Annotated in this window: 8 protein-coding genes; 2 read left to right on the forward strand and 6 right to left on the reverse strand. The window is 69.4% G+C overall.

Going from position 1 to position 6,520, the window contains the following annotated elements:
* The 4 genes from EIO58_RS10645 to EIO58_RS10650 all read right to left on the reverse strand — a co-directional run.
* Window positions 1-366, reverse strand: a 366-nt coding sequence (locus EIO58_RS10645; RefSeq protein WP_164861631.1) for a DNA glycosylase AlkZ-like family protein, incomplete at its 3' end; no start/stop codon positions are given.
* Window positions 367-511: 145 nt separating this feature from the next.
* Window positions 512-682, reverse strand: coding sequence for a hypothetical protein (locus EIO58_RS18800; protein ID WP_164861632.1), 171 nt, complete (start codon window positions 680-682; stop codon window positions 512-514).
* A 32-nt stretch (window positions 683-714) separates the two neighbouring features.
* Window positions 715-876 carry a hypothetical protein gene (locus tag EIO58_RS18805; RefSeq protein WP_164861633.1) on the reverse strand — a complete coding sequence of 54 codons (162 nt, stop codon included), beginning with the start codon at window positions 874-876 and terminating at the stop codon, window positions 715-717.
* 80 nt (window positions 877-956) lie between these two features.
* Window positions 957-1,514, reverse strand: coding sequence for a dihydrofolate reductase family protein (locus EIO58_RS10650; RefSeq protein WP_127819522.1), 558 nt, complete (start codon window positions 1,512-1,514; stop codon window positions 957-959).
* Between the two features lie 102 nt (window positions 1,515-1,616).
* Between EIO58_RS10650 and EIO58_RS10655 the strand changes: the two genes are divergently transcribed.
* Window positions 1,617-2,240: a TetR/AcrR family transcriptional regulator gene (locus EIO58_RS10655; protein WP_127819523.1), complete on the forward strand. Its 624-nt coding sequence runs from the start codon at window positions 1,617-1,619 to the stop codon at window positions 2,238-2,240.
* A gap of 48 nt (window positions 2,241-2,288) precedes the next feature.
* Here EIO58_RS10655 and EIO58_RS10660 read toward each other — a convergent pair whose 3' ends face one another.
* Window positions 2,289-3,806 (reverse strand): NAD-dependent succinate-semialdehyde dehydrogenase, encoded by a 1,518-nt coding sequence (locus EIO58_RS10660; RefSeq protein ID WP_164861634.1) that lies wholly within the window; start codon window positions 3,804-3,806, stop codon window positions 2,289-2,291.
* Between the two features lie 192 nt (window positions 3,807-3,998).
* Window positions 3,999-5,939, reverse strand: a complete 1,941-nt coding sequence (locus EIO58_RS10665; RefSeq protein WP_127819525.1) for an FAD-binding monooxygenase — start codon at window positions 5,937-5,939, stop codon at window positions 3,999-4,001.
* A gap of 124 nt (window positions 5,940-6,063) precedes the next feature.
* Here EIO58_RS10665 and EIO58_RS10670 point away from each other — a divergent pair.
* Window positions 6,064-6,520: IclR family transcriptional regulator (locus tag EIO58_RS10670; RefSeq protein WP_127819526.1), on the forward strand; the 457-nt coding region annotated here is incomplete at its 3' end.

Below are 6,520 nucleotides of genomic sequence, written 5' to 3' on the forward strand. Positions count from 1 at the left end.
GCGCACGGCTGCGGCGGCGCGCGCGACCTCATCGGCGTCGATGCCCTCGCGCCGGCGGATGCTCGCCGCCTGCCGCAGCTGCCGGTCGCCCGTGATCGACAGCACCCACGCGAGGTCGCGGGCGGGGATCGCGTGGATCGTGCCGCGCATGGTCCACGAGCGCACGATCTCGCCGCGGTCGAACGCGGCGTCGACGTCGCCTATCGTCGTGCGCCCGCGCGTGCGGGCGGCGAGCGCCCAGCGCCCGCCCCAGAACTCCTGGGCCTGCGTTGCGAGCATATGGGTTGCGGCGTCGGCGACGGTCGAGGCGGGAGCGCTCAGCCGGTGCGAGCGCAGCCGCGAGGCACGCAGGGTTGTGACATCCACCCGCCCATCATGGCGCGCCCTGCGGACACTGTGTGCCCGCAGCGCTGCCTCTGCCGAAGGCGAGCACGGTGCTCCGCTTTCTCGTCGTGCTGTGACAGCGCCACGGGCGGATGCCTCGGGTCGAGGCATCCGTCATGGCACGCCGTCAGGACTCGTCGCCGTCGTGCTCGTCGTCGGGCATCTCGTCGCTGCGGGGCCCGACGACGTCGCCGGTGATCTCGTGTTCGCGCTCGACGTCTTTGATGATGTCGGTCTTGAGGTCGCTGGCGGGATTGGTGTCGCCCGGCGAGATCCGCGGTATGGGGGTGTCGCTCATCATGCTCTCCTCGAGGTTCTCCGAGCCGGCGATCAGGCCTGCTCGTCCTCTTCCGGCTCGAACGTCGACGGCTCGCCGGTGTGTCCTGCGGCCACGCCGTCTGGATCGTCTGGAATCGTCCCGTCCCTACCGAGTCCGCCGGGCTTGGGAGTGCCTTCGTCGCTCGCTGACGTCTGGTCTGGGTTGGCGTTCATGCGCTCCTCCGTTCGTCGTGTTCGAACGTACGCAGGCCGCGTGGCCCGCACAGCCCGCTTGACAAACCCCCGCGGGTAGATCAGGCGGCGCGAGATGACGCGGCGACGCGGAACCGGAGGTGCGTCTCGCTCGCGAAGGCAGAGGTCTCGAGGCGCTCGAGGTCGATACGGGTGCCGAGGCCTGCGAACAGCGAAATCCCTGCCCCGAGGAGCACGGGGACGACGTCGAGGTGGATCTCGTCGACGAGGCCCAACTGCAGGCACTGCCTCGAGATGCTGCCGCCCAGCAGGCTGACCCACTTGTCGCCCGCGGCCTGCTTCGCCGATGCCACGGCTTCGGCGATGTCGTCGACGACGAACGTGTAGGTGACGCCGTCCATCACGACGGGATCCGCGGCGCGATGGGTCATGAGGAACACCGGCGCCTTCACCATGCCGCCGTACGGCTTCTCGGCGTCTTCGATCGTCTGCGTCTTGTTGGCTCCGCCCACGACGGCGCCGATCTTCGCGCAGACGCGACCCACGACGTCCTCATCCTCGGGCGCGGATGGGAAGTCGAACATCCAGTCGACGCCGCCGTCCGGGGCGGCGAGAAACCCGTCGAGGGTCACGGTTGCGTGGATGAACACGATGCTCATGGAGCCTCCAGAGAGGAAGGCGAGTCGACCGACTCACCTTCAACAGGCTAGGGTGGATCGAGAGGTGAGTCAAGCGACTCACCCATATGGGATACTGACGGGGTGCCACGCGAGATCTCGGACTACCACCGCACCGTCGCCGCCGCGAATCGCACGACGATCCTCGGCGCGGCGACCGAGCTGTTCCTCGAGATGGGCTACGACCGCACGTCGCTCGCGCGCGTGGCGCAGGCGGCCGGAGTGTCGAAGGCGACGCTCTTCAAGCAGTTCCCCACGAAGGCTGCGCTCTTCGAGGCGACGGTGCTCGACGCCGCAGACACCCCGCACGACCAGATCCCCGATCCGCCGCCGGGTGACTTCCGGTCGGGGCTGGCGACTCTGGGCCTCGCGTATGCCGAGCTGCTGGGTCGACCGCGCGTGGAGGAGCTGATGCGCACGATCATCGCCGAGTCGCCGAGGTTCCCCGAACTGCGCGAGCGAACGTTCGATTTCGGCACGCTCCCCGTGCTCTCGGCGCTTCACCGCTACTTCGCACGTGCGACCGCTGCGGGCGCGGCTCGCGTGGATGACCCCGACACCGCGGCGACGCAATTCCTCGGAATGATCGCCACCGTCGTCTTCTGGCCCCGGCTGGTGCACGGCGACTGGTCGCTCACCCAGGACGAGGTGGAGCGCGTGGTGAGCGAGGCCGTCGACACGATGGTCGCGCGATACGCCACCGCGTGAGATGAACGGATGCCGCGGCCCGCGGGATCCGTTCAGCTCATCCGGGAGTCAGAACGGGTTCGGGGTCAGCGTGTACTTGGTCTGCAGGTACTCGTGGATGCCCTCGGCGCCGCCCTCGCGGCCGAGGCCCGACATCTTCCAGCCGCCGAACGGGGCGGCGGCGTTGGAGATCACGCCGACGTTGAGGCCCATCATGCCGGTCTCGAGGCGCTCGATCATGCGCTGACCGCGCGCGAGATTCTCGGTGAAGACGTATGAGACGAGGCCGTACTCGGTGTCGTTGGCGAGGCGCACCGCGTCGTCCTCGGTGTCGAACGGGATGATCGCGAGAACCGGACCGAAGATCTCCTCGCGCAGGATGTCGCTGCCCGGCCGCACGTCGGTGACGACCGTGGGCTCGTAGAACGTGCCGGGACGGTCGATCGCGTTGCCGCCGGTGGCGACGGACGCGCCGCGGGCGACGGCATCCTGAACCAGAGACGAGGCCTTGTCGACCGCACGGTCGTCGATGAGCGGGCCGATGGCGACGCCCTCCTCGGTGCCGCGGCCGATCTTCATGCCCTGCACGCGCTCGGTGACCCGGCGCGCGAACTCGCCCTGGACGGACCGGTGCACGATGAAGCGGTTCGCGGCCGTGCAGGCCTGGCCGATGTTGCGGAACTTCGCGAGCATCGCGCCGTCGACCGCCTTGTCGAGGTCGGCGTCGTCGAAGACCACGAAGGGCGCGTTGCCGCCGAGTTCCATCGACGTGCGCAGCACGCCCTGCGCCGCCTGCTCGAGGAGGCGCTGGCCCACCTGGGTCGAGCCGGTGAACGAGAGCTTGCGCAGGCGCGGGTCGCGGATGATGGGCTCGGAGACCGCGCCCGACGTGGACGTCGTGAAGACGTTGACGACGCCGGCCGGGAGGCCCGCGTCTTCGAGGAGCTTCGCGAAGAACAAGGTGGTGAGCGGCGTCAGCTCGGCGGGCTTGATGACGACCGTGCAGCCGGCCGCGAGCGCTGGCGCGATCTTGCGGGTGGCCATCGCAAGCGGGAAGTTCCACGGCGTGATCAGGAAGCACGGGCCGACCGGATGCTGCGACACGATCATGCGACCCGTGCCCTCGGGGTTGGATCCGTACCGGCCCTGGATGCGCGCGGTCTCCTCGCTGAACCAGCGGACGAACTCGCCACCGTAGGCGACCTCGCCGCGTGCCTCGGCCAGCGGCTTGCCCATCTCGATCGTCATCAGCAGCGCGAAGTCCTCCTTGCGCTCCTGCAGCAGGTCGAAGGCACGCCGCAGGATCTCGGCGCGCTGGCGGGCGGGCGTCGCGGCCCACGCCGGGAAGGCGTCGACGGCGGCGTCGAGGGCGGCCTTGCCGTCTTCGGGCGATGCGTTCGCGATCTCTTTGACCACCTGCCCGTCCGAGGGGTCGTACACCTTGAGCGTCTTCTCGCCGGATGCCGCACGCCACTGTCCGCCGATGAACAGGCCGTCGGGAACGGATGCGAGCAGCTCGGTCTCACGGTCGTCGGTCACAGGGACTCCCTCGTCGGTTCCGGATGCCGCTGGCGCGCATCCGTTCATTTCGCTGTCTGCGGCCAATTCTGCCGCCGCCGCACGATGCGGCCGATATACACGATGTATGGTGCGGGGTGGATCTTCGCCCGCACGCACAGCCGGACTGGTGTCTCACTCGCTCCACTCCCCCTCACGTGAGGGTCAGCGCCCGGATGCGGACCGAATCCGGGCTCGGTATCCTCATCTCGGCGCAGCTCCTCAACTGAGGATCGGATCAAGGGCTGTCGTGCGCTGGTCGACCAACGCGCCCTCGAAGAACCCGGTGAGCTCGTCGGTCGCGGCGAGGGGGAAGATCCCGGCGACGTACTGGTCGGGGCGCACGACCACCACGACCCCTTCGCGCGCCAGACCGCGCTCGGCGAAGATGTCGGCGTCGCTCCAGGCGCTCGGCGCCGCGGCGTACACCTTCTCCCAGTCGGTCAGCGCGAACGGTCCGGTCTTGGGCAGGAAGACCGCGGGCACGCGCGAGATGTCGACGTCTTCGAACCGCTGCTGGTACACGACCTTCACGTCGAACACCGCGTCGACGTCGGCGCCGGCCGGGGTGAAGCGGGCCACGGGCGACGCGGGCGACGCCATGAACTCGGCCCATGAGGCCAGCGTCGACGGCTCCGCCGCCGGGGCGTCGGCGAAGACCCCGGCCGCGGTGTCCGCAAAAACGTAGACCCGCCAGCGTCCGTCGGCCTTGGCGTGGTGCCCGAGATGCACGACGTTGCCGTCGCACACACGGACCACCTCGACGGACTTGAAGCGCTTGCCGAGCGGGAACCCTTCGGCGAGCGCCTGGTGCGCGGCACCCGTCACGATCATCGATGGGCCGTACTGCGTCATGAATCCCGACGGGAACTCGGCCGTCGCGAGGTAGTAGGTGGCGAGGTCCTGCGGATCGGAGATCTCCTCGGGCTTGCGCGCCATGAGCGACGACCACTCGCGGTCGAAGTCGATGAGCTGCTGCGCGACCGGCTGGCGCTCGGCCGAGTACGTCGACAGCAGCGACGCGGGGCTGAGCCCGGTGAGCACGTGCCCGAGCTTCCAGCCGAGGTTGAAGCCGTCCTGCATCGAGACGTTCATGCCCTGGCCGGCCTTCGCGCTGTGCGTGTGGCACGCGTCGCCGGCGAGGAAGACGCGCGGGTCGTGGCCCTGATCCACATCGACGTCGTCGAACTTGTCGGTCACGCGGTGGCCGACCTCGTACACGCTGTGCCAGGCGACCTGCTTCACGTCGATGGAGTACGGATGCAGGATCTCGTTCGCACGGCGGACGACCTCCTCGATCGGCGTCCGGCGCACGCGGTGGGCGTCGTCCTCCGCGACCTCGCCGAGGTCGATGTACATGCGGCTGAGGTAGCCCCCCTCGCGCGGGATGTGGAGGATGTTGCCGGCGGCGGAGTTGATCGCGCACTTGGTGCGCCAGTCCGGGAAGTCGGTGTTGACGAGCACGTCCATGACGCCCCACGCGTGGGAGGCGAACTCGCCGACGTGCGTGCGGCCGATCGCCTCGCGCACGCCGCTGCGCGCGCCGTCGCAGCCGGCGACGTACTTCGCTCGCACGGTGCGCTCCTCGCCCGCGCGCTCCCCCGCCGCATGCCGCACCCGGACCTCGACCGGATACTCGCCGTCCTCGTGAACGGTGAGTCCCAGGAACTCGATGCCGTACTCGGGCACGATGCGGCCGGGGCCGAACGCGGCCGCCTCGGCGAAGTAGTCGAGCACACGCGCCTGGTTCACGATCAGGTGCGGGAACTCGCTGATCTTGAACGCGTAGTCCTCTGTGCGCGCCGTCCGCACGATGTTGCGCGGATTCTCCGGGTCGGGCGCCCAGAAGTTCATGTACGCGATGTTGTACGCCTCGGCGGTGATGCGCTCGGCGAATCCGAACGCCTGGAACGTCTCGACGCTGCGCGGCTGGATGCCGTCGGCCTGGCCGAGCACGAGCCGTCCGTCGCGACGCTCGATGAGGCGCGTCGTGACGTCGGGGAACTGCGACATCTGCGCCGCGAGCAGCATCCCCGCAGGACCCGAGCCCACGATGAGCAGGTCCATCTCGTCGGGGAGCTCGGCCGGTCGGTCGATGCCGGTGCCGGCAACCGGCTGCACGCGCGGCTCCCCCGAGACGTATCCGTGATGGTGGAACTGCATTGGTCTCTCCTCGCCGCGACGATGCTTGCGATCGGAAACATCGTGTTCTATATTCGAACACGATGTTCTAGTATTGAACAGATCGTATGCGACCGCCTCCACCGAGACAAGACGCGAGGATCGCATGGCCACCACCGCTGCCGCTCCGCCCGCCTCGCAGACGCTGAGCCGAGGCATCCGGCTTCTCGAAGTCCTCGCCGACGCCCGCGAGCCGCTCACCATCGACCTCCTCGCCCGGCGACTCGACCTGCACAGGTCCGTGGTCTACCGCCTGCTGCGCACGCTCGAAGACCACGGCCTGGTCGCTCGCGACTCCGTGGGCCGCGTCCAGCTCGGGCCGCGACTCGCGGCGCTCGCCGCCGGCGTCGCGCACGACCTGCAGGCCGAGGCCCTCCCCGAGCTGACCGCCGTGGCGAACGAGCTCGGCATGACCACGTTCCTCGCGGTGCTCGACCACGACGAGTGCGTCACGCTCGTCTCGATCGAGCCGCGGCACGCGGTCGCCTCGGTCGCGCAGCGCCCCGGGACGCGGCATCCGGTCACGCGCGGAGCACCGGGCAAGGCGATCCTGTCGCTGCTGC

This window comes from Microbacterium sp. CPCC 204701, assembly GCF_004010105.1.
In the GTDB taxonomy this organism is placed as follows: Bacteria; Actinomycetota; Actinomycetes; order Actinomycetales; family Microbacteriaceae; genus Microbacterium.

Coding starts and splice junctions, on each gene's coding strand:
- EIO58_RS18800 (WP_164861632.1), bottom strand. CDS start 682: ATGAGCGACACCCCCATACCGCGGATCTCGCCGGGCGACACCAATCCC.
- EIO58_RS18805 (WP_164861633.1), bottom strand. CDS start 876: ATGAACGCCAACCCAGACCAGACGTCAGCGAGCGACGAAGGCACTCCC.
- EIO58_RS10650 (WP_127819522.1), bottom strand. CDS start 1,514: ATGAGCATCGTGTTCATCCACGCAACCGTGACCCTCGACGGGTTTCTC.
- EIO58_RS10660 (WP_164861634.1), bottom strand. CDS start 3,806: ATGAACGGATGCGCGCCAGCGGCATCCGGAACCGACGAGGGAGTCCCT.
- EIO58_RS10665 (WP_127819525.1), bottom strand. CDS start 5,939: ATGCAGTTCCACCATCACGGATACGTCTCGGGGGAGCCGCGCGTGCAG.